The sequence below is a fragment of the Rhodanobacter thiooxydans genome (genome assembly GCF_021545845.1).
Classification (GTDB): Bacteria; Pseudomonadota; Gammaproteobacteria; order Xanthomonadales; family Rhodanobacteraceae; genus Rhodanobacter.
Genome location: NZ_CP088923.1, coordinates 3,511,272 through 3,529,698 on the forward strand (window position 1 = coordinate 3,511,272; position 18,427 = coordinate 3,529,698).

Annotated in this window: 16 protein-coding genes; 6 read left to right on the forward strand and 10 right to left on the reverse strand. The window is 69.4% G+C overall.

Annotated elements, in window-relative coordinates:
* Window positions 1–157 precede the first annotated feature (157 nt).
* On the forward strand, window positions 158–2,197 hold the full coding sequence (fusA, locus tag LRK53_RS15990; protein WP_027493399.1) for an elongation factor G: 2,040 nt from the start codon (window positions 158–160) through the stop codon (window positions 2,195–2,197).
* Between the two features lie 249 nt (window positions 2,198–2,446).
* Here the strand turns inward: fusA and LRK53_RS15995 are convergent, their stop codons facing one another.
* The 8 genes from LRK53_RS15995 to LRK53_RS16030 all read right to left on the reverse strand — a co-directional run bounded on the left by LRK53_RS15995 (window position 2,447) and on the right by LRK53_RS16030 (window position 10,210).
* A complete protein-coding gene (locus LRK53_RS15995; protein WP_027493400.1) occupies window positions 2,447–3,754 on the reverse strand; it encodes a DUF58 domain-containing protein in 1,308 nt (435 codons plus the stop codon).
* 118 nt (window positions 3,755–3,872) lie between these two features.
* Entirely contained in the window at window positions 3,873–4,877 is a 1,005-nt protein-coding gene (locus LRK53_RS16000) for an AAA family ATPase (RefSeq protein WP_027493401.1), read from the reverse strand.
* A complete protein-coding gene (locus LRK53_RS16005) occupies window positions 4,874–5,983 on the reverse strand; it encodes a DUF4350 domain-containing protein (RefSeq protein ID WP_027493402.1) in 1,110 nt (369 codons plus the stop codon). Before LRK53_RS16005 ends, LRK53_RS16000 begins: the two co-directional genes overlap by 4 nt.
* Window positions 5,980–7,494 (reverse strand): hypothetical protein, encoded by a 1,515-nt coding sequence (locus LRK53_RS16010; RefSeq protein ID WP_027493403.1) that lies wholly within the window; start codon window positions 7,492–7,494, stop codon window positions 5,980–5,982. Before LRK53_RS16010 ends, LRK53_RS16005 begins: the two co-directional genes overlap by 4 nt.
* Complete coding sequence (locus tag LRK53_RS16015; protein ID WP_027493404.1) at window positions 7,484–8,461, reverse strand: stage II sporulation protein M; 978 nt, start codon at window positions 8,459–8,461, stop codon at window positions 7,484–7,486. The genes LRK53_RS16010 and LRK53_RS16015 overlap by 11 nt, the downstream gene beginning before the upstream one ends.
* Window positions 8,458–9,138 (reverse strand): RDD family protein, encoded by a 681-nt coding sequence (locus tag LRK53_RS16020; protein WP_027493405.1) that lies wholly within the window; start codon window positions 9,136–9,138, stop codon window positions 8,458–8,460. The genes LRK53_RS16015 and LRK53_RS16020 overlap by 4 nt, the downstream gene beginning before the upstream one ends.
* On the reverse strand, window positions 9,138–9,791 hold the full coding sequence (locus tag LRK53_RS16025) for an RDD family protein (RefSeq protein ID WP_235642386.1): 654 nt from the start codon (window positions 9,789–9,791) through the stop codon (window positions 9,138–9,140). The genes LRK53_RS16020 and LRK53_RS16025 overlap by 1 nt, the downstream gene beginning before the upstream one ends.
* A complete protein-coding gene (locus tag LRK53_RS16030) occupies window positions 9,743–10,210 on the reverse strand; it encodes an SET domain-containing protein (protein ID WP_027493407.1) in 468 nt (155 codons plus the stop codon). Before LRK53_RS16030 ends, LRK53_RS16025 begins: the two co-directional genes overlap by 49 nt.
* Before the next feature lie 240 nt (window positions 10,211–10,450).
* Here LRK53_RS16030 and LRK53_RS16035 point away from each other — a divergent pair, with 240 nt between their 5' ends.
* The 4 genes from LRK53_RS16035 (at window position 10,451) to LRK53_RS16050 (ending at window position 14,240) form a co-directional block, all read left to right on the forward strand.
* A complete protein-coding gene (locus tag LRK53_RS16035; protein ID WP_027493408.1) occupies window positions 10,451–10,927 on the forward strand; it encodes a hypothetical protein in 477 nt (158 codons plus the stop codon).
* A gap of 30 nt (window positions 10,928–10,957) precedes the next feature.
* The gene (locus LRK53_RS16040; protein ID WP_027493409.1) at window positions 10,958–12,748 is read left to right on the forward strand and encodes an acyl-CoA dehydrogenase C-terminal domain-containing protein; all 1,791 of its coding nucleotides are present in this window, start codon (window positions 10,958–10,960) and stop codon (window positions 12,746–12,748) included.
* A 242-nt stretch (window positions 12,749–12,990) separates the two neighbouring features.
* Window positions 12,991–13,515: a hypothetical protein gene (locus tag LRK53_RS16045; RefSeq protein ID WP_185754679.1), complete on the forward strand. Its 525-nt coding sequence runs from the start codon at window positions 12,991–12,993 to the stop codon at window positions 13,513–13,515.
* Between the two features lie 125 nt (window positions 13,516–13,640).
* Window positions 13,641–14,240: a hypothetical protein gene (locus LRK53_RS16050; protein ID WP_185754680.1), complete on the forward strand. Its 600-nt coding sequence runs from the start codon at window positions 13,641–13,643 to the stop codon at window positions 14,238–14,240.
* A 624-nt stretch (window positions 14,241–14,864) separates the two neighbouring features.
* Here the strand turns inward: LRK53_RS16050 and LRK53_RS16055 are convergent.
* Both LRK53_RS16055 and LRK53_RS16060 read right to left on the reverse strand, forming a co-directional pair.
* On the reverse strand, window positions 14,865–15,152 hold the full coding sequence (locus tag LRK53_RS16055) for an NAD(P)/FAD-dependent oxidoreductase (protein WP_027493412.1): 288 nt from the start codon (window positions 15,150–15,152) through the stop codon (window positions 14,865–14,867).
* Between the two features lie 173 nt (window positions 15,153–15,325).
* A complete protein-coding gene (locus tag LRK53_RS16060) occupies window positions 15,326–17,221 on the reverse strand; it encodes an esterase/lipase family protein (RefSeq protein WP_235642387.1) in 1,896 nt (631 codons plus the stop codon).
* Window positions 17,222–17,355: 134 nt separating this feature from the next.
* Here LRK53_RS16060 and LRK53_RS16065 point away from each other — a divergent pair, with 134 nt between their 5' ends.
* On the forward strand, window positions 17,356–18,360 hold the full coding sequence (locus tag LRK53_RS16065) for an Lnb N-terminal periplasmic domain-containing protein (protein WP_027493414.1): 1,005 nt from the start codon (window positions 17,356–17,358) through the stop codon (window positions 18,358–18,360).
* Window positions 18,361–18,427 lie beyond the last annotated feature (67 nt).

Here is an 18,427-nt window from a genome sequence, read left to right on the forward strand (position 1 = left end):
CGCCGTCTCTCCGCCATGACCGCCCCTGCCCGGCGCACGGCTCGCCTGCCCAGGTGCAGGACGACCATGACGGCCCGCCATCGTCAGCCGCCAACGCGCGGCCTCGTGCGGTGCCGTTCGTGCCACGAGGCCACGCCCTGCATGGGAGGGTCGCATCGTGACGTATTCCACGGAAAGCATCCGCAACATCGCGCTCACCGGGCACGCCGGCGTGGGCAAGACCACGCTGTTCGAAGCGCTGCTGCACGCCGGCGGCGCGATCCAGGCGTTGGGCTCGGTCGAGCGCGGCAACACGGTGTCGGACAGCGACAGCCAGGAAAAGGCGCGCGCCCACTCCATCGACAGCTGCATCGCGCAGATCGAGCACGGCGACTGCCGCCTCAACCTGATCGACACCGCCGGCTACGCCGACTTCCGCGGCGGCACGCTGTCGGCGCTGGCCGCGGTGGAAACGGCGGCGGTGGTGGTCAACGCGGTCAACGGCATCGAGCACGGCACCCGCCGCATGATGATGCACGCCAGGGCGCGTGGCCTGGCGCACATGCTGGTGATCAACAAGATCGACTACGACGGCGCCAAGCTGGGCGCGCTGGTGGACGCGCTGCGCGAGGAGTTCGGCAACGAATGCCTGCCGGTGAACCTGCCGGCCGGCCGCGGCAGCCGCGTGCTGGACTGCTTCTTCCATGCCGACGGCGCCACCGATTTCTCCTCGCTGGCCGAGGCGCACCAGCGCATCCTGGACCAGGTGGTCGAGGTCGACGAGACCGTGATGGACCGCTACCTCGACGCCGGCGAAGGCGCGCTGACCCCGCAGGCATTGCACGACGCCTTCGAACAATGCCTGCGCGAAGGCCACCTGGTGCCGATCTGCTTCGTCAGCGCGCGCACCGGCGCGGGCGTGCCCGAACTGCTGGACGTGGCCGCGCGGCTGCTGCCGAACCCGGCCGAGGGCAACCCGCCGCCGTTCGTGCGCGGCGACGGCACGCCGCTGCAGGTCAGCGCCGACCCGGCGGCCCACGTAATCGCCGACGTGTTCAAGATCGTCAACGACCCGTTCGTGGGTAAGCTCGGCGTGTTCCGCGTATGGCAGGGCACGGTGCGCCGCGACAGCCAGCTGCTGGTCGACGACGGCCGCAAGCCGTTCAAGGTCGGCCACCTGCTGCGTCCGCAGGGCAAGGGCCACGTGGAGATCGAGGCGGCGATCCCCGGCGACATCGCCGCGGTGGCTAAGGTGGAGGAGATCCATTTCGACGCAGTACTGCACGACTCGCACGACGAGGACCTGATTGCGCTGGCGCCGCCGAGTTTCCCCTTGCCGATGTTCGGCCTGGCGCTGGTGCCCAGGCACAAGGGCCAGGAGCAGAAACTCTCCAACGCGCTGGCCCGGCTAGCCGAGGAAGACCCGTGCTTCCGCGTCGAGCACCACAAGGAACTCAACGAGACGGTGGTGCGCGGGCTGTCCGAACTGCATCTGAAGGTGGTACTGGAGCGCATGCGCGAACGCTACGGCGTCGAGGTGGAGGCGCAGCCGCCGCGCATCGCCTACCGCGAAACCATCGCCGCCGACGCCGAAGGCCACCACCGGCACAAGAAGCAGACCGGCGGCGCCGGCCAGTTCGGCGAGGTGTTCCTGCGCGTCGAGCCGTTGGAGCGCGGCGCCGGCTTCGAGTTCGTCGACGCGGTGAAGGGCGGCGTGATCCCCGGCCAGTTCCTGCCGGCGATCGAGAAGGGCGTGCGCCAGGCGATGGAGCACGGTGCGGTCGCCGGCTATCCGCTGCAGGACCTGCGCGTAACCGTGTACGACGGCAAGTACCACCCGGTCGACTCCAAGGAAGTCGCCTTCGTCAGCGCCGGCAAGAAGGCCTTCCTCGATGCGGTCGGCAAGGCGCAGCCGATCGTGCTGGAACCGATCGTCAACGTCGAGGTGGCGATTCCCGAGAGCAGCGTGGGCGACGTCACCGGCGGCCTCGCCGGCAAGCGCGCGCGCATCCTGGGCACCGACACCCAGCGCGGCGGCGAACTGGTGATCAAGGCACAAGCACCGCTGGCCGAACTCACCGACTACCCCACCGAACTGAAATCCATGACCGGCGGCCGCGGCCGCTACAGCCTCGACCTCAGCCACTACGAAGCGGTGCCGCCGCCGGTGCAGAAGCAGCTCAGTGCAGCGTGGAAGCCGCATGCGGAGGAGGAGTGATGGATACCTGCGACGTTCGGAGATTGAAACCGGGGATTCGAACCGGCATCGAAACCTGTCTCTTGCAAGCCCCTCTCCCCTCAGGAGAGGGGTTGGGGTGAGGGTCCGGGCGAAGCGAGCAGCAGCAATCCACATTGCAGCCGCACGCTTCGCCCGAACCCTCATCCGGCGCTGCGCGCCACCTTCTTCCGGAGGGAGAAGGGCCGTGTCGGCCGAGCCGCGGCGCGTATCCGCACAGCCAATCCCAGCCTATAGCCGGCTGCTGCGCTTCACCGAGAGATAGCGTTCGATCAGTGCGCCGGACAATTCGCTGCAACTGACGTCAAGCACGTTGACGCCTTCGCGGCGCAGCGCTTCGTGCACGCGTTCGCGTTCGGCCAGGTAGTGCATCGCGGCGGCGCTGCGGATGCCGGTTTCCAGTTCGTCGCCGGGGTCGGCGGCGGCGCGGTCGAGGGCCAGTTCGCGCAGGCTGACCAGCATCACCAGATGGCGCCTGGACAGCATGCTCACCGCGGCGCGCAGTTCGGCGTCGTCCTCGTCGCGCACGTTGGTGACCAGCACCACCAGCGCGCGGCGCCGTTGGTGCGCCTGCAGCGCGCTGGCGGCGGCGAGGTAGTCGGTGGCCAGCGGCATCGCCTGCAGGTCGTAGCCGGCGCCGAGCAGCATGTCCATGCCGCCGCTGCCCTGCTGCGGCGGCAGCCAGCGCTGCTGTTGGCCGGTGCAGGCCAGCAGGCCCACCGCGTCGCCCTGGCGCAGTGCGATGCTGGCCAGCGCCAGCGAGGCGTTGAGCACGTGGTCGAAGTGCGCCAGCTGGTCGTCCTGCGCCAGCATGCGGCGGCCGCAGTCGAGCATCAGCACCACCTGCTGGTTGCGCTCATCGCGGTACTCGCGCGAGATCAGCCGGCTGCTGCGCGCGGTGGCCTTCCAGTCGATCTTGCGCAGGCTGTCGCCGACGCGGTAGTCGCGCAGCTCCTGGAACTCGGTGCCTTCGCCGCGGCGCCGCTGCAGCCGCGCGCCGACGCTGCGCGAGGCCAGCTCAACGCTCAGTCCGGCCAGCTCGGCCAGCGCGGCGAAGTTCGGATAGACCCGCACCGTCGATGCCGCACCGAGCACGCGGCGCGCGGTCCAGCAATGCCACGGCGAACGCAGTTGCACGTGGCAGCCGTCAAAGCTGAACTGGCCGCGCGCATCGGGGGTGACCGCGTAGTCGAGCAGCACCTCGCTGCCCGGCGGCAACACCACCGTGCGCGGCATGCCGCTTGCCGCCCAGCCGCCCGGATGCAGGTCGTGCAGGCGCAGCTTCTGGGCGCGCCGTGCCGTGCCACGCAGGCGCAGGCTCACACGTGCCTCCGGCCCCAGCGGCAGCACCGGCGCCAGCTCGCGCTGCACGGTAGGCGACGGCGTCCGGCGCAGGCGCCAGCCGTCGATGAGCGTCAGCAGCACGACCGCGCCGCCGCCGGCCAGCCACGCCGCCAGCGGTAGCCAGCCGAGGCTGACCAGCACGCCGAGTACGGTCCAGCCAAGCAGCAGCCACAGCAGCGCGGGAGCTGGCCGCATCAACAGCCCCCGAGCATGCGTGTAGGAGCGCACCCTGTGCGCGATGCTCTGATGCTCCATCGGAGCGAAGAGCATCGCGCACAGGGTGCGCTCCTACAAAAAAGGCGGGTAGCTCGCATCATTGGCGCGGCGCCGGCACCTTGTGCAGCAGCGCCTTGAGTACGTCGTCGGGGCGCTGGCGTTCCAGCAGCGCCTCCGGCGCTAGCAGCAGGCGATGGCGCAAGGCCGGCAGCGCCACCGCGCGCACGTCGTCCGGGGTAACGAAATCGCGGCCGTCGATCGCCGCCTGCGCGCGCGCCAGCCGCGCCAGCGCCAAGCCGCCGCGCGGGCCGGCGCCACCGATCACGCCGGGCCATTCGCGCGTGCTGCGCACGATGCGCACGGCGTAGTCGGTCACTGCCGCATCCATGCGGATCGCCGCCACGCCGCGCTGCGCGGTCAGCAGCTGGGCCTGGCTCAGTACCGGCTTCACCTGCGACACGTCCAGCTCGGCGGCGACCTTGCCGTTGACCACGCCGGCGACCATGCGGCACTCGTCCTCCAGCGTGGGATAGCCGATCGTCACCTTGATCAGGAAGCGGTCGAGCTGCGCCTCGGGCAGCGGATAGGTGCCTTCCTGCTCGATCGGGTTCTGCGTGGCCACCACCATGAACGGCGCCGGCAGCGCGAAACGGCGGCCCTCGATGGTCACCTGCCCTTCCTGCATGGATTCGAGCAGCGCGGCCTGGGTCTTGGCCGGCGCGCGGTTGATCTCGTCGGCCAGCAGCAGGTTGGTGAACACCGGGCCGCTGCGGATCTTGAATGCCTCGGTCTTCGGGTCGTAGATCGCGTGGCCGGTGACGTCGGCCGGCATCAGATCGGGGGTGAACTGCACGCGCCCGAAGCTGCAGCCGACCGAGGCGGCAAGCGCGCGCACCAGCAGCGTCTTGCCCAGCCCGGGCACGCCCTCGATCAGCACATGACCGGAGGCCAGCAGGGCCAGCAGCACCTGCTCGAACACCTCGGTCTGGCCGATGAAGGCGCGCGCCACCTGGGTGCGCAGGGCGCGTGCGTGTTCGCCGAGTTCGGCGATCGGCAGCGGTGCCGGCGGCGTGGCCGGGGCGACGAGGGTTTCGGTGCTCATGGGCGGCTCCTGAGTCGGGCCAGGGTGATGATGGAAGCGCGGAACGCCGGCGCGTTCGCGGGTGACTGGAAGGCCTGGGCGACCTGCGCGGCGTCGAGCCCGAAGCGTTCGGCCAGGCGTGCGTACAGGGCGTCGCCGCTGAGCATCACGCAGGCCGGGTCGCGCCGGCGCAGGCGCGCCAGCACGGTCTCGCAGGCCAGCCGGTGCAGGCTGCGGCCGCCGTCGCGGCGATACAGGAACTCGCCGGCGGCCTGCACGTGTTCGAGTAGCGCGCGCCGGTGCAAGGCCGGCGCCGGCAGCAGCGGGCCGAGCCGCGCGCTGCGCATCGCCACCCACGCGGCCAGCAACACGGCCAGCGCCAGCAGCGCGGGCCAGCCCTTGATCGACAGCCACTTGAGGAAGGCCGGGCCGTCCAGCGCGTAGACCAGGTAGAGCACGCCGCGCCCGCGGTTCGGCGCCAGCAACCGCCAGGCGAACTGCTGCGCGGCGGCCTGCTTCAGCTCGTTGCGCGAGAGCGCGTTGAAGCCGGCGAGCAGACTGACCGTGCCCTTGCCCAGCCGGGTGCGCGCGAACAGATAGCCGCCCTGCGCATCGCCGATCGCTGCCTCCACGGGCGCGCCCGGCTGCAGGCGGAAGCGCTGGCCACAAAGCAGCACGCCCTCCTTCTCGTTCGCGGCGGCGGTGCGCAGCAGGCTGCAGGCATGTTCCGCCGGGCGCGGATCGAGCAGGCCCAGCGCCTCGAACAGCGGCACATGCACCTTCGCGGCCGACCCCGGCGACAGCAGCAGGTGGCCGCCGCTGCGCACAAACGCGGCGATCCGCGCGGCATCGTCGACATCGACGCGCGCCGCCTCGGCACCGAGCAGCAGGGTGGCGCCGGACGTCAGCGGCATTTTTTTCGGATCCAGCGTGGTCAGCGAGATCACCGGCTCGCCCAACCGGCGCAGCGTCTGCTCCAGCGCAAAGAAGCGGTTGTAGCGTGCCTCACCATGCGCCGCCATCGGCTCGGTGACGTCCTTGCGCTCGAAGGTGGCGAAGAAGCCCGCCACCAGCAACGCGGCACCCAGCACCAGCAGGCCCGGCAGCAGCAGCGCCCAGCGGTTCATGCCGACGCCCCTGACTGCGCCGGCCAGCCGCTCAGCAGGCGCTCGATCGCGGCATCGTCCGGGTAGCGCCCGGCGTACGCGGCGAACTGCCAGGCGCGCACGATCGCCACCACGCGTTGCGCGCGCTCCGCGTCGGCGATGGCCGCGGCCTGGCGCAGCCAGTCCGCCTCGGTCGCGCCGACTGCCGGCGGCAACTGCAGCAGCTGCGCAGTGCGCTCCACACTGCCGCGGTACAGCAGCGCCAGCGCCTCGCGCCGGCGCTGTCCTTGCCACAGGGCGCGGGTCGCCGCCGCCAGGTCGGCTGGCAGCGGCGATGGTGCCTCGGCATTCGCCAAACCATGCAACGGTGCCGGCGCCGCCTCGTCGGCGGCCGGCACCCGCCGCCTGCGCCAGCGCCAGGCGAACCACGCCAGCGCGCCGACGGCGCCGATCAGCCCCAGCCACAACAAACCCTTGAACATCGCCGCCAGCACGCGCGCCAGCAGCGGGAACGACAGCGGCTGCGCACGCGCGGCCGGCGCCGAGGCGTACTTGAAGCTCCAGCGGCGAACCGTGCGCTCGCCGCCGAAGCGCGGATCGCGATAGACCTCGGCGGCCGCGGCGGCGAAACGGTCCGCGCCGGCCGGCGGCCCGAACACCTGATCGAGGTTGCTGGCCGCCGGCTTGGGCACGTCCACGCTCGCAGTTGCCGCCCGCACCGAGAGCGGCAGCGCGCCGGCGCACAGCAGCAGCACGCCGAGCAGCTTGCCCAGCCCCTGCAGGCGCGCGCGCAGGCGGCGGAACGCCAGGTCGATGTCCCACGCTTCGAGCTGGGTGCGCCGGTTCAGATACAGCGCGAAACCGCAGGCCACGTACAGCGGCTCGATCGCGCTCATCGCCAGGTAGGCCACCGTGGCGCCAGCGAGGATCCACGGTGTGGCGGCGACCTGCACGTCGTCGCGGAAGAAGCCGGCCAGCGACTCCGGCCGCCACTCGTGCGGAATCAGCAGCAGCGCGAACAGCCAGCAGCTCAGGAACAACACCAGCTCGAACTGCAGGCAGCCATAGGTGAGCAGGCTGGTCTCGCCCGTAATGCGTCGGCGCAGCACCTTCCAGCGCGCGGCGCGCTGCTGACGCGGCGCACCTTCGAGCAGATCCAGCGGCAGGCGCAGCGCGCGGCTGCTGTCAATGCGCAACCAGCTCAACCCGGCCAGCGTGCTGCGCCAGCTCCACTGGCGCTGGCCGCGCAGGGTCTCGCGCCAGCCCGGCGCGCGGTCGAACACCGCGCGCGACAGCACGTACAGCGGCAGGCGGTCGAACAGCGGCTTCAGCCACCACACCAGCACCAGGCCCAGCCACGGCAACCCCAGCAGCACGCCCAGCGCATTGCACAGCACGAATACCGGCAGGGTGAAGGCGAACCACGCCGACCACACCGCCGCCGCGTTCGCACGCAGCAGCGCGGCGCCCAGGTCCAGCGCCTCGCGCGGCGCGCGCGGCCGCAGCACCACGCTGATCCGCTCAAGCTCCATGCGTGCCCGCCCTGCCGCCGCGCCACAGCCAGCCCAGCACCAGCAGCCACAGCAGTGCGCCGACGCCGAACCGCAGCGGGTCCGGCAGCGCCGCGATCGACGACCAGTAGGCCTCGATGAACGCCGCCACCAGCAGCATCGCGAATGCGCCCAGCACCAGTTGCGCGCCGACCCAGCCGGCCGCGACCAGCGCCGGCCCGCGCCGCTGCCGCCCCGGCGCCAGCAAGGTCAGGCCCAGCTGCAGGCCGGCGCCGCCGGCGATCACCAGCGCGCTCAGCTCGAACGCCGAATGGCCCACCACGAACCGCCAGAACGGTCCGCCGTAGCCGATCGCGGTGAGGTGCCCGGCCACCCCGCCGATCAACACGCCGTTGGCGCCCAGCACGTAGATCGCGCCGACGCCGAACACCAGGCCCGAGGCGAACGTGCGAAACGCGATGCTGACGTTGTTCATCACGTAGTAGCCGAACATCTGCAGGTCGGTGCCGCTGCTGCGGCCGATCTGCGTGTTCGCCGGGTCGTACATCTTCTCGAACTGCACCAGCTGCGCACTGCTGAACAACGTATGCGCCAGCTCCGGGCGCAGTTGCAGCAGCACCACCAGGCACAGCGCCGGCAGGTAGAACAGCGCCGCCGCCAGCGCCATGCAGCGCCACTGCGCACGCACCAGGCGCGGGAAGCCCGCCAGCAGGAAACCCGCCACGCGGTGCCAGCGCAGCGCCGGTGGCCGGTACAACACGCGATGCCCCTGCTGCACCAGCCGCTGCAGCCGCTCGGTGACCTCGTGGCTGTAGCCGCGCCCGCGCGCCAGCGCCAGGTGATGGCACACGCGCCGGTACGACTGCGGAAACTCCAGCGCCTGTTCCTGCCGCAGGGTGCGCTTCGGCTGGCGCTCCAGCGCGCTCAGCCACGACTGCAGGCCATCCCACTCGCGGCTGTGCAGGGCGATGAAACGTTCCTGCTTCATGCGCGCCCCAGCAGCCAGTTGGCGTGCGCCACCAGTTGCCGTATCGCCGCGGTATCGCGCTGCCCGGTCAGCGGCGTGAGCAGGTTGGCCAGTTCTTCCTGCCGCTGCACGGTGAGCTGGCCGGCGCGCTCGGCGTACTCCACCAGCGCCGCCTGTTCGTCGGCCGCCAGCACCTGCGGCAGCGGCAGCGCCGGCAACGCCGGCACCTGCTGGCCGGCCGGCAGCTCCTGCGCGTGGATCACCATGGTGCCCGCCACGATGTCGCCGAGCCGCCGCGCATGCGGATCGATCAGCGTGCTGGCCAGGCCCACGCCGTACACGCCGGGCAGCGCATCCACCACGCGCAGCAGGTTGCGCACCACCGACGGCAGCCAGGTCACCGGCGTGCCGTCGGCCTTGACCACGCGCAGGCCCAGAGCACGCTTGCCCAGGGTCTGCCCGTCCAGCCACACCTCGCACACCACCGAGTACGCCCACAGCAGCGCGAACATCAGCAGCATGGCCAGCCCGTTGCCGCCCTTGCCGAACAGCGCCAGCGGGATCATCGCGACGAACAGCACCACCAGGCGCAGCAACAGGTCGACCATCCACGCCTGCGCGCGCGGCAACGCGCCGGCCGCACGCAGACGCAGCGAGACGCCCTCGGGCGTCTCGATCTCGCGGACGGTGTCGAGCATCAGACGTCGACGACGATGGTGTCGGCGATCAGATCGTGCAGACAGCGGCGCTCCGGGCCGAAGATCAGCAGCGGATCGGCCAGCGAAATCAGCCAGCCCACGTACGGAATCGCGCCAAGCAGGCTCACCGGCAACGCCCGGATGAAGATGTAGCGCAGCAGGCCCATGCGGCTGCCGTCGGTGCGCACGATGGCGATGTCCAGCGCGCGCTTGCCGATGGTCTGCCCGTGCCGGTGCAGCAGCACGCAATTGACTACCAAGATCGCCACCAGCAGCGCGAAGCCCAGCAGCATCACGCCGATCATCGGCGCGGCCGGCTTGACCCCCTTGCTGACGCCGACCGCCATCATGCCGCCCCAGAAGACCGGGAGGGCCCAGATCAGATTGACCAGCCCGTCCAGCAGCACGGCCCCCAGGCGCTTGCCGCGCCCGGCCTTGCGGTTTTCCAGATCGTACGCGTCCCACGCGGCCGCATCGTCGATCACCGCCGCTGGCGCGGCATACGGATTCGTTTCCATCGCTTCCTTCCCCTTGTTGCCGTCCTGGTTGCCCTCCCCCATGTCGGGCAACTTTGGCGAGTATAGAAGCGAATTTTGACTGCTGGCTAGCGCTTGGGCTTGAGCAGCGTGCCGGTGCATTTCGGCGAGCCGCACAGGCACTTCCACAGCTTCTTCAGGCGCGCGGTGTGCGGCACATCGAGCACGATGCCGTAGTCGTAGGTGAACTCCTCGCCCGGCTTGATGCTACGGATCGCCTCGATCAGCACGCGGTCCCTGCGCGGGTCGCCGCTGGCGCTTTCCTCGACCAGCGCGCGGCAGTTCGGCGCACAGCTGTGGTTGATCCAGCGTGCGCTGTTGCCGCCCTGGTTGGCGTCGATGATGTAGTCGTCGTTGAGCGTGAACAGGAAGGTGTGGCCGGTCTCGCCGCCGTCGCCATACAGGTCGTCGGCCTGCGCATGGGTCATCAACTTGCCCTTGTACTCGATGATCTCCTCGCCTTTCCTGATCGGCGCGGTGGCGAACACACCGTTGCCGTGGATCGGCGAGCGGCGAGCAACAAAACGTCGTGACATGCGGCGAAACCCTGTGGGTAAAAGATGAAACACCGATGATGCCCGTTTGCGGATGACCGCGAAACCTTCGTCAGGCGCGTTGCACGAAAGCCCGGCCTGCGCCTGCCGGAGATTTCGCAGGCAGCGCTCGAACTTCGCGCCGGCTCAGCGCCGCTGCCGACGGCGGCCATTCGCTGCACTGGCGCCAAGCCCCCCGAACGTGGTTAGAATCGACATTCAAACGATCGTTTGGAGACCGCGATGCGTCTGTTGCGCTGGATCACCCCCGTCCTGCTGCTGGGCTTGGCCGCCTGCGTCCCGGCGAAGAAGAGCGTGTATCCGCCGACCCTGAGCATCCAGCAACTGCTGGTGTTGCCGGGCGGGCAATGGCAACTGACCGTGCGCATCCAGAACAACAGCTACGCCGGGATGGACTTCAAGTCGCTGGACGGCCAGCTGCAGGTAGCCGAGCTGGTGCCGGTACGGCTGCACGCCGCGTTCGACCTCGACATTCCCGAACTCGCCGGCGACGTGGTCCAGCTTCGGGTGCTGCCCACCGCGGCGATGAGCCAGGCGCTGCATGCGGTCGCCGCCAAAGGCAGCGGCGGCGCGCTGGCCTACCGCATCAGCGGCAGCGCCAGCGCCAGACCCGAGCAGGAAGACAAGCCGCGCTCGTTCGACTTCAACGGCAACGACTGGATCTCCCCGGTGCCTGGCATCCCCGACACATACCGCTAGACACCCCCGCTTTCCACCGAAGGAATCACCATGACCGCTTACAAGGCCCCCCTCGACGACCTGCGTTTCGCCCTGTTCGACGTACTCGACGCCGAACAGACCCTGACTTCGCTGCAAGGCGGCGAAGCGCACAGCCGCGACCTGCTCGACGCGGTGCTGGACGAAGCCGGCCGCCTCAGCGAACAGCTGCTGGCGCCGACCAACGCGCCGGCCGACGCGGAAGGCTGCCACTACGACAAGGCCACCCAGACGGTGACCACGCCGAAGGGCTTCAAGGAAGCGTTCAAGGCGTTCACCGAAGGCGGCTGGACCGGCCTGACCAACCCCGAGGCCTACGGCGGCCAGGCGCTGCCGGGCGTGCTCGGCATCGCCACCACCGAGATCTTCCAGTCCGGCAACCTGGCCTGGAGCCTGTACCCGCTGCTGTCCGAAGGCGCCACCCATGCGATGGAGCAGCACGGCGAGGCATGGCAGCGCGAGCGCTTCATGAAGCCGATCGTCGCGGGCCGCTGGACCGGCACCATGTGCCTGACCGAGCCACAGGCCGGCTCCGACCTCGGCCTGCTGAAGACCCGCGCCGAGCCAGCGGCGGCGGACGCGGACGGCCACGCCGTCTACAAGATCAGTGGCACCAAGATCTTCATCAGCGCCGGCGAACACGACCTCGCCGAGAACATCGTGCACCTGGTGCTGGCGCGCCTGCCCGACGCGCCGGAAGGCAGCCGCGGCATCTCGATGTTCATCGTGCCCAAGTTCAAGGTGAACCAGGACGGCTCGCTGGGCGCGCGCAATACCGTGGCCGCCGGCGCGATCGAGCACAAGATGGGCATCCACGCCTGCTCCACCTGCGTGATGAACTTCGACGGTGCCGAGGGCTACCTGATCGGCAAGCCGCACAAGGGCCTCGCCGCGATGTTCACCATGATGAACGCGGCGCGCCTGTCGGTCGGCGTGCAGGGCCTGGCGCTGGCCGAGCGCGCGCTGCAGAACAGCCTCAACTACGCGCGCGAGCGGCTGCAGTCACGTTCGCTGTCCGGTCCGAAGTTCCCGGACAAGCCGGCCGACAACCTGCTGGTGCAGCCGGACGTGCGCCGCATGCTGCTGACCCAGCGTGCCTTCGTCGAAGGTTCGCGCGCGCTGCTGCTGTACACCGCGCTGCAGACCGACATCGAACATCGCGCAGCGGACGAAGCCGCGCGGCAGAAGGCCGGTGAACTGGTCGCCTTCCTGATCCCGATCGCCAAGGGCATGACCACCGAGCTGGCGCAGGAGTGCACCAAGGAAGCGCTGCAGATCTACGGCGGCCACGGCTACATCGCCGAGAACGGCATGGAGCAGTTCGTGCGCGACGCGCGCATCATCACCCTGTACGAAGGCACCACCGGGATCCAGGCGGCCGACCTGCTGGGCCGCAAGATCCTCCAGTTGCAGGGCGTGGGTGCGAAACACTTCCTGCAGGAGATCAGCGCGTTCTGCCAGCAGCACAGCGCCGACCAATCACTGCGCGGCCTGATCGGTCCGCTCGCCATCGCCACCAAGGAATGGAGCGAGCTCACCGTGAGCCTGGCCCAGCGCGTGGCGGCCAACCCGGAGGAGCTCGGCGCCGCGGCGACCGACTACCTGTACTACTCCGGCTACGTCACGCTCGCCTACCTGTGGGCGCGCAGCGTGGCCACCGCCGAAGCCGGCGCGCAATCGGCCGCGTTCAAGCAGGCCAAGCGCGACACTGCCGCGTTCTACTTCGCCCGCATCCTACCGCGCACCCTGACGCACAAGGCGGCGATCGAGGCCGGGGTGACGACGTTGCCTGAAATCGCCTGAGGCCCCGTCGGCTACGCCAGCAGGAAGTCCGGTCGGCCTGGGCTTTCCTGCTGGCGCACCGGCGGCAAGCCTCCCCGGCCGCCGCGCCACGCTGGCGTTCGGCGTAAGCTGGTGCGCTCGGGCGGGAAGGAAGACGGCCTAGGATGGCATGAACATCGGCGCGTTCACGATATCCATCGACTTCGAGCTTTACTGGGGCTTACGCGACACGCGCAACCTCGACGCACCTGGCGGATACCGGGGTGGACACCGGCGGCGTGCTGTACCAGCAGCGGATCCAGGTCGAGGGCAACGACGGCTTCAACACCTATCCGCTGCACCAGCTGGCCGCCGCCATCCCGCTGATGAAGCAGGCCTTGCGCGACGCGGTCGACGGCAACCTCACCCCTCGCGACGGCGTCGACCCCTCCGTCTGGTATCACCCCACCCTGGCCAATACCTCAGGTACCGGTTTTCTAGGTCGGTCAAATAACGTCCGCTCGAGGCGGGATCGTGTCAGCGGCGGTGTCGAAATGCGTCAGCTTTTCTTCGAGAGCGGCAGCCCTTTGGCAGGTTACTGCGGGGAAGTGCCCTGGCAGACGATGCCGCTGAACCGCAGATACTGCTGGATCAGCGCCTCATGGGCATCGGCCACCTGCAACAGTTCCCGCGCCAGCGTTTCCTGCGCATTGACCGCATTGGCCGGTGACGGCGCCACGGCCGCCGGCGTCCTGATAGGCGCCCGCGATGGTGCCGCAGGCTCGGCCGATGCGGATTCGACCAGATAGGTGATGTCGTAGGCAAGCTCGCTCATGCACTCAGGCAAGCAATAGGCTTGCCAATGTCGGCGATGTCATCCGGGGCCATCGATGCGGTTACGCCAGGCCACTTCGTCCGCCGGGGGACCGGTGCCGTGACCCGCTGGATCACAGCCCAGGCCACCAGCGCGCAAGACAGCAGCACCGCCAGCACCAGCCAGGGGCGCGGCTTCCCGCGCCGAGCGATGCCCCGCCCATGCGGCGGTGTCGACTTAGGGCTGCTCCACGCCGATGCCGGATCGACGCTCCCGCCAGGGCGATCGATCGATGAACCTACCCCGCCCGACTCCTCGTTTCTGGCCTGTCACGAGATCCCGGTCACGCGACCGGATGGCGAAATACGGATCGAGCCCGCCACGCCGGTGGACATGGTGGAAATTGCCGCGGGGACGAATGTTGACCCGCAACCCATGACACTGAAAACCCTCGCCCGCGCTGCGGCCATGGCCAACGCGGGGCTGATGCTTGCCGCGTGCATCCGCATTTCAGAACCCGATGCGGCCCGCGTGGACTGCGGCAAACCCGGCCCCCACGGCGTCGCTTGCAAGATCCAGCGCACCGCCGGCAACGGTGGCTTCGAGGCCTGCTGGGAGCTGGTCATCAGCTGCCGCAACAAGGGCGGGATGAACGGCGGCGCCTGCCACGAGGTAGCTCCGGGACAAGGCACGGCAAGCGAAACCATGCCGTCCGGATAGCGATCGACGAACACGCGCGCCGTCAGGCCGGACATCGAATGCCCGACCAGCACGTACGGGGGACCGATGTGCGCCGCACGCAACAGGGCATGCGGGTCTTCGGCGATGTTGTCGGCCGTGCCGGGGCGCATCGCTGAAGCCCATGCCGGCGCGATCGTACGCGCAGGTCCGGGTGCGCTTCGCCTGCGACGGTTGCACCAGCGCCCAGGAAATCGAGGAATCGCCCATGCCGGCGTCGAGGATCACCGTGGACGAACCCGAGCCGCGGCAGTACAGATTCATGCGGCGTCCGTGGTCCATGTCCACCAGCTGTTGCGGCTTCGTGTAGACCGGATCGGTGACGATCGGCGGCCTGGGTTTGCTGTCCTGGCCCGGGCATGAGGCCGACAACACGATACCCATGGCGAGGCTCGCCGCCACGGCGAAAGATTCGCGCATGATTGCGGATTCCCCAGGCGTGCCGATGAAGCGCGAATCCGACATGTCCGCCGCGGACGCCGCAACCGCCGGCGCACCGATGCCTCAATGCAACTTCAGCAGTGGCCGGGTGTTGCGGGCGATCGCATCGCCGAGCAGCTTGTGCGAAGTGCGCCAGGGGCCGTACAGGGCGGTCTGGTGCATGCGCTAGAGCGAGGCGTAGAAGAAGTGCGCGAGGCGCCCCTCGATGACGCGGTTGCCGAACAGCTTGCCGAAGGCGTTGTACGAGGCCAGCGAAATCAGCGTGCTGTGGTCCTGGTAGCGGTAATCCTGCAAGGGTTTGCCGCCGAGCCGACGGCGCAGGTTGCCAACCAGCAGGGCTGCCTGCTGATGCGCGACCTGGGCCAGCGCGGGCAGCTTGCCATTGGCACCGCCGCCACGCGGGCATGCCGCGCAATCACCGAACGCTGGCGCGACCGGGTTTGCCCAGCGCATGGCCGAGCCTGGTGGCCAGTTCCAGCCCGCCGGCGGCGCCGCCGGCGATCACGATCCGCTGCATCATGGCTTTCTCCCGGCCCCGGAACGGCGAACGCCGCTGCGTGCCGTGTTGCTATACCCAGCCATTGTCGCGCCGTGGCGTGAAAAACAGATGCTGCCGATGCCTGCGGTCACTTCGCCTGCTGCAACGTCGCCAGCTGCAGCCGCAGGATCCGGCGCAGCTCCACGATCGCCGCCGGCGTCTCCTGCACGCTGTGCCAGGAGGGAATGGCCAGTTCGGAATCGGCGCCGTCCAGATGGGCGCTCTCGTACGGCACCACGCCGTCGCTGCTGTCCTGCAGCGCGCCTTTCGATTTATACACACCGACGATGGTGTGGTAGTGCACCTGCGGCGAGATCGGCAGGTTGGCGGCGGCGACGATGAACGGGTCGTTGTCGCGGAGGTTGTCGATGCTGTTGGGCATGTACAGCGGCCGGGCCTCGCCCGAATCGTCGGATTCCAGCAGGTTGCCGATTTCCGCCATTTCCTTCAATACGGCCACCGGCAGCCGGATCAGGTTGCCGACCCAGCGCGCGAGGCGGTGCTGGGCGTACGGCGTGCCGCGATGCGGCGCGGCCAGGAACACCGCGCGGGTCACTTGCGGCATCGGGGTGAACTGCAGATAAGGCGCCAGCCGCTGGTGCAGCCGCTGCCGCTTCCTTGCCGACAGGTTGGCGCGTTCCGGGAACAGGCTCCACAACTGGTCGCCGCTGGAGGACACCAGTAGGCGCGCGATCACGCCGCCCATGCTGTGGCCGATCAGCACCATGTTGTTCGAGGCGCGCGCCTGGCCGGATGGATCGTAATGTTGCAGCGTGGCGTCCAGCGCCTTGCGGATGTTGGCCAGGTTCACCGCCACCGGCAGGTTGGTCGGGTAATAGACCTCCCACACCTGGTAGTTGCGGCGCAGTTTCTCGTCGCCCATCACCTCGTTGGCCACGTTGATCCACGCTTCCGGGCTGCTCGCCAGGCCGTGCAGCATCACCACGGTGAGCCGGTCCGGGTCGTAAGGCTGCATCAGCAGTATGCGCGGCGTCTTGATGCCGCCCTCGCGGCCCAGCAGCGAGCGGATCGACTGGCTGGCGAAGCCCGAACGGGCCAGCCATACGCCGTAGGGTGCGGTGAAATTCGCGCCCAGCGGCACCACCCGGCCGCCCACCGTGACGGTGTTGTCGTGGTACGGGTCGCGCACCAGCAGGCGCACCTGCCGCGTCGCCAGCACGGCATCCAGCGTGCTGCCCTCGAATTCCAGCGCGCCGGTGATCGGCACGTAATCGGGTTCGCGCCACGGCACCTCGGCGTCGGCCGCTTCCGCCGGCGCCACGGCCACGAAGTTGGAGCCGAAGCCGTCGCGTCGATAGATATTGCGCAGGCCTTCGAAGCGCAGGTTCGCGGCGGGGATCAGCTCCGCCGGCAGGTGCGTGCCGCCAGGCAGACGCACGTCGCTCTGCGAGCGCAGCATGCTCCAGCCGGCCAGCGTGGCCTGCGTCCAGCGCGGGTCCAGATGCGGCAGCTCCAGGAAGAAGCGACTCATCGCGCGCTGCACGGCCAGGTTGTAGAACCACGTCACCTGTACCTGACGCAATTCGAACGTGCGCTCGGTAGGCGAACGCGCGGTGTAGAAGAGATACGCATAGGCGTAGCGTGCGGATTGCAGGAAGGCGTCCAGCGTCGCATCGTCCATCATCGCGCCGGACTGCGACCGCTCCGCCCTGAGCGCCCGGCCCAACCACAGCTCGGCCAGCGCGGAGAGCCGCTGCTCGTCGGTCAGCCCCGCCGCGTGAGCGACGGTGTCGGTGCAGGCGGCGAACTCGCGCCGGCAGCCGTCGGGCGTCAGCGCGACCACGTTGAGCGACTGCACGGTGCGGTCGCTCGGCCGGCCGGCAACGATCACGTCGGCACGCCGCTGGCTGACGTAGTCGTTGGTGTTGACGTGGCTCACCCCGACCATCGCGCAGGCGTTGAGGCCGAGCAGCCCGATGACGACGATGCAGCGCACTGCCCAGGCGCGGATTCCGGCCTTCATCTGCGGCGATCCCATCGGTATCTCATCCCGAACCTGACGGTGCGGCGATTGTAGCCGCCGCATCGGGATTCCGGTGTTGCCATGGTGCAGTCAAAGCGGCAGGCTTGCGGCATGGACGGATGTCCGGGAACGAGATGGCCAAGAAGCGCGGGATGATCGGCAGGGTGGCGCTCTTCGCGGCGGTGTCGCTCGCCAGCTTCGTCTCCGGTGCGTGGGGCGCCATGGCGCTGTGGTACCAACTGCCCGGCAACGCCACCGTGCGCACGCTCGGCGGCACGCTGTGGGCGCTGGCCGTGATCGCCCTGGCCGCCGTCGCCATGGTCCGCCGCAGCTGGCTTCCGCTGGGTGTCTACACGGCGATGTACGCGCTGCTGCTGCTGTGGTGGGCGGGCATCGCACCGTCCGGCACGCGGGTCTGGGCCGACGACGTGGCGCGCCAGTTCACCGGCACGGTGAGCGGCAGCGAAGTCACCCTCGACAATGTGCGCGATTTCGACTGGCGCAGCGACGACGACTACGACGCGCGCTGGGAAACCCGCCACTACGACCTGGACCACCTCGCCTCGGCCGACGCGGTGCTGTCGTACTGGGGCAGCCGGGCGATCGCCCACGCGATGCTCTCGTTCGGCTTCGACGACGGCAATCGCGTGGTCTTCTCGGTGGAGATCCGGCGGCAGCGCGGCGAGCAGTATTCGCCGATCGGCGGCTTCTTCAAGCAGTTCGAGACGGTGCTGGTGGCTGCCGACGAACACGACATCATCCGCGTGCGCACCAACGTGCGCGGCGAGGACGACTACCTGTATCCGCTGCGCATGGACAAGGCGGCCATGCGCAGGCTGTTCCTCTCCTATGTGCAGGCGGCGAACACGCTCGCCGGCAGGCCGGCGTTCTACAACACGATCACCTCGAACTGCACCACGATCGTCTACCGCATGGCCCGGCAGATCGAGCCGGGACTGCCGTGGGACATCCGCCTGCTGCTGACCGGCTACCTGCCGGGCTACCTGCACGAGGTGGGTGCGGTGGATCGCAGCGTGCCGCTCGACGAGCTGCGCCGCCGCAGCCGCATCACCGAACGGGCGCGAAACACGGCGGCGGGCGATGACTTCTCCCGCGCGATCCGCGCACACGAATCCTGACCTCAGCGCGTCAGGCGCTCAGACCACGGCGACCAACTTTCGATCCGCGACGCGATTGAACGGCAGT

What these genes read in the sequence shown, in the direction of transcription:
- LRK53_RS15995 (WP_027493400.1), bottom strand. Translation starts at nt 3,754, where the DNA reads ATGCGGCCAGCTCCCGCGCTGCTGTGGCTGCTGCTTGGCTGGACCGTA.
- LRK53_RS16000 (WP_027493401.1), bottom strand. Translation starts at nt 4,877, where the DNA reads ATGAGCACCGAAACCCTCGTCGCCCCGGCCACGCCGCCGGCACCGCTG.
- LRK53_RS16005 (WP_027493402.1), bottom strand. Translation starts at nt 5,983, where the DNA reads ATGAACCGCTGGGCGCTGCTGCTGCCGGGCCTGCTGGTGCTGGGTGCC.
- LRK53_RS16010 (WP_027493403.1), bottom strand. Translation starts at nt 7,494, where the DNA reads ATGGAGCTTGAGCGGATCAGCGTGGTGCTGCGGCCGCGCGCGCCGCGC.
- LRK53_RS16015 (WP_027493404.1), bottom strand. Translation starts at nt 8,461, where the DNA reads ATGAAGCAGGAACGTTTCATCGCCCTGCACAGCCGCGAGTGGGATGGC.
- LRK53_RS16020 (WP_027493405.1), bottom strand. Translation starts at nt 9,138, where the DNA reads ATGCTCGACACCGTCCGCGAGATCGAGACGCCCGAGGGCGTCTCGCTG.
- LRK53_RS16030 (WP_027493407.1), bottom strand. Translation starts at nt 10,210, where the DNA reads ATGTCACGACGTTTTGTTGCTCGCCGCTCGCCGATCCACGGCAACGGT.
- LRK53_RS16035 (WP_027493408.1), top strand. Translation starts at nt 10,451, where the DNA reads ATGCGTCTGTTGCGCTGGATCACCCCCGTCCTGCTGCTGGGCTTGGCC.
- LRK53_RS16040 (WP_027493409.1), top strand. Translation starts at nt 10,958, where the DNA reads ATGACCGCTTACAAGGCCCCCCTCGACGACCTGCGTTTCGCCCTGTTC.
- LRK53_RS16055 (WP_027493412.1), bottom strand. Translation starts at nt 15,152, where the DNA reads ATGCGCTGGGCAAACCCGGTCGCGCCAGCGTTCGGTGATTGCGCGGCA.
- LRK53_RS16060 (WP_235642387.1), bottom strand. Translation starts at nt 17,221, where the DNA reads ATGAAGGCCGGAATCCGCGCCTGGGCAGTGCGCTGCATCGTCGTCATC.
- LRK53_RS16065 (WP_027493414.1), top strand. Translation starts at nt 17,356, where the DNA reads ATGGCCAAGAAGCGCGGGATGATCGGCAGGGTGGCGCTCTTCGCGGCG.